This is a genomic window from Paratractidigestivibacter sp., assembly GCF_052362415.1.
Taxonomy (GTDB): Bacteria; Actinomycetota; Coriobacteriia; order Coriobacteriales; family Atopobiaceae; genus Paratractidigestivibacter.
Window position 1 is genome coordinate 1 of the sequence record NZ_DAWEMK010000171.1, and the last position, 2,435, is coordinate 2,435.

General features: G+C 67.6%; 2 protein-coding genes. One reads left to right on the plus strand and one right to left on the minus strand.

The window, feature by feature from the left end:
* On the plus strand, window positions 1–773 hold a 773-nt coding region (locus tag ACT84W_RS10505), incomplete at its 5' end, for a helix-hairpin-helix domain-containing protein (RefSeq protein ID WP_444329175.1).
* A gap of 216 nt (window positions 774–989) precedes the next feature.
* On the opposite strand, the gene ACT84W_RS10510 is transcribed toward ACT84W_RS10505, so the two are convergent.
* Window positions 990–2,309, minus strand: coding sequence for an IS256 family transposase (locus tag ACT84W_RS10510; RefSeq protein ID WP_444329176.1), 1,320 nt, complete (start codon window positions 2,307–2,309; stop codon window positions 990–992).
* Window positions 2,310–2,435 lie beyond the last annotated feature (126 nt).

Here is a 2,435-nt window from a genome sequence, read left to right on the forward strand (position 1 = left end):
AGCACGACCTTGACCAGGCCGAGCTTTCGCGCACGCTGGGCCACGTGGTGGAGGACGTCGTCAACCGCGTGGGCGTCGACGTCAACACCGCGAGCGCGAGCCTACTGGGCTACGTGTCGGGCATCACGCCGAGCGTGGCCAAGAACATCGTTGCCTACCGCGAGGAAAACGGCGCTTTTACCGATCGCCGCCAGCTCAAGAAGGTCCCCAAGCTGGGACCCAAGGCCTATCTCAACGCCGCTGGCTTCCTACGCATCAGCGGCGGTAAAAACCCGCTCGACGCGACGAGCGTCCACCCCGAAAGCTACGAGGTGGCGACGTCCGTCCTGGAGCGCGCCGGCGTGGCGGCCAGCGAGCTCAGCCGCGGCGGCGTGCCCGATATCGAGCGCCGCCTGGGCAGCATCTCGGCGCTGGCAAGCGACCTGGACTGTGGCACCCTGACGCTCATCGACATCGTCAACGAGCTCAAGAAGCCCGGCCGCGACCCACGCGACGACGCGCCCGAGGTGGTCTTTAGTCGCTCGGCGCTTTCCATCGACGACCTGGAGCCCGGCATGGAACTCAAGGGCACGGTGCGCAACGTCGTCGACTTTGGTGCCTTCGTCGACGTGGGCGTGCACCAGGACGGCCTCGTGCACATCTCCAAGCTGGCCAACCACTTCGTCAAGCACCCGAGCGACGTAGTGCGCGTCGGCGACACGGTGAAGGTGTGGGTAGAAAAGGTCGATCGCGACCGCAAGAAGATCTCGCTCACCATGGTGCAGGGGAAGTAAACCGCCAAAGCAAGGGTACCCCCTGCAGCGACGTGCAAAATCGCGAGTATTCTGCAAATTCCGCCGTTCCAGATGCCCCTCAGAGGCGATAAAGTCAAAAACAGCCCCCGTTTTGGCGTCATCAGAGCCAAAACGGGGGTGTTCCGTGCTTCAACCGGTCGCGCGCGCAGACGTGGTGTAAGAGTGTCCTGAGGTCCGTCGCTGCAAGTCCCGATGTTACTCCTTCTTGAGACCGCGCTTCTCGACTATCTCGTCCACTATCTCCCTGGCGCGCCTCCCGAGCGCGCGGCGCCTCCCCTCTGTCGGGGCCGGCCTGTCCGCGGGCTCGGCGAAGCCCTCGGCGGCCGAGGCCTCGGAGAACACGCGCTGCTGGGACCACTGCCCCTCGGTCTCCATGAGGCTCGCGCACGTCAGGCGCAGCATCGACTCCCTCGAGGGGAAGGACTGCACGACCCTGTAGCGGCGCTTGATCTCGCGGTTGGCGCGCTCCTGGACGTTGTTGGTGCGGAGCTTGGCCCAGTGCGCCCTGGGGAAGGCCGTGAACGCCAGCGCGGAGTCCTCGGCCTGCTCGAAGACCTCGCCGGCCCTGGCGGACACCGACGCCACCCAGGGCGCCGCCTCGGCCCACACGCAGCGCGCGAGGTCGGGGTCGTCCTGGTAGACCGCGGCGTGCACGAGGTCCCTGACGGCCGCCTTGGAGTCCTCGGGCCTGCCCGAGCAGGCGCTCTGGAGGTTGCGCTGCAGGTGCGTCACGCAGCGCTGCCAGGCGCAGCCCTGGAACAGGCGCGAGACGGCGGCCACGAGCCCGGCGTGGCTGTCGGAGACCACGAGGCGAACGCCGGCCAGCCCGCGCTCGCGCAGCCCGCCGAGGAACGCCGCCCAGGAGTCCTCGCTCTCGGTGTCGACCACGTCGCAGCCCAGGAAGTGCTTGCGCCCGTCGGCGCCCAGCCCGATCGCGGTCACGACGCCCTGCGAGACGACCGACGAGCCGACCCTGCAGCTCATGTAGGTGGCGTCGAGCCACAGGTAGCAGCACGGCGTGCCCGACAGGTCGCGGCGGCGGAACTCCTCCACCTCGGCGTCGAGGTCGGAGCAGAGGCTCGAGACCTCCGAGCTCGACAGCGAGGATATGCCCAGCCTGGACGCCACGCGCTCGACCTTGCGGGTGGACACGCCGCACACGTACATCTCCTGCACGATGGAGGCCACCGAGGTGTCGACGCGCGACCATCGCGCGAGCATGCCCTCGGGGTAGTAGGTGCCGTGCCTGAGCTTGGGTATCTCGAGCTCCACGTCGCCCACGGCGGTCTTGAGCGACCTGGGGCGGTAGCCGTTGCGGCTGTTCTCCCTGCCGTCGCTGCGCTCGTTGCGGCCCGCGCCGCACATCTGCTGGGCCTCGGAGTCCATCAGCGCGTTCATCACGCCGCCCAGCACCCTGCACGCGAACTCGCGCGCGTCGCCGCACTCCTGCCAAAGCCTCGCCGCCTCGAGGGCCTCGTCGCGGCCGAGGCGCAGTACACTCTCTTCTTGGGGCATCGCCTTTCCTTCCATTCGTCACCTTCATTACTCCAACGACGAATTCTAGGCGGTGTCCCCTCCCTTTCAAGAAAGAGAAGAGGCGGGGCATGCCCCGCCTCTTACACCACATCTCTGCGCGCTACC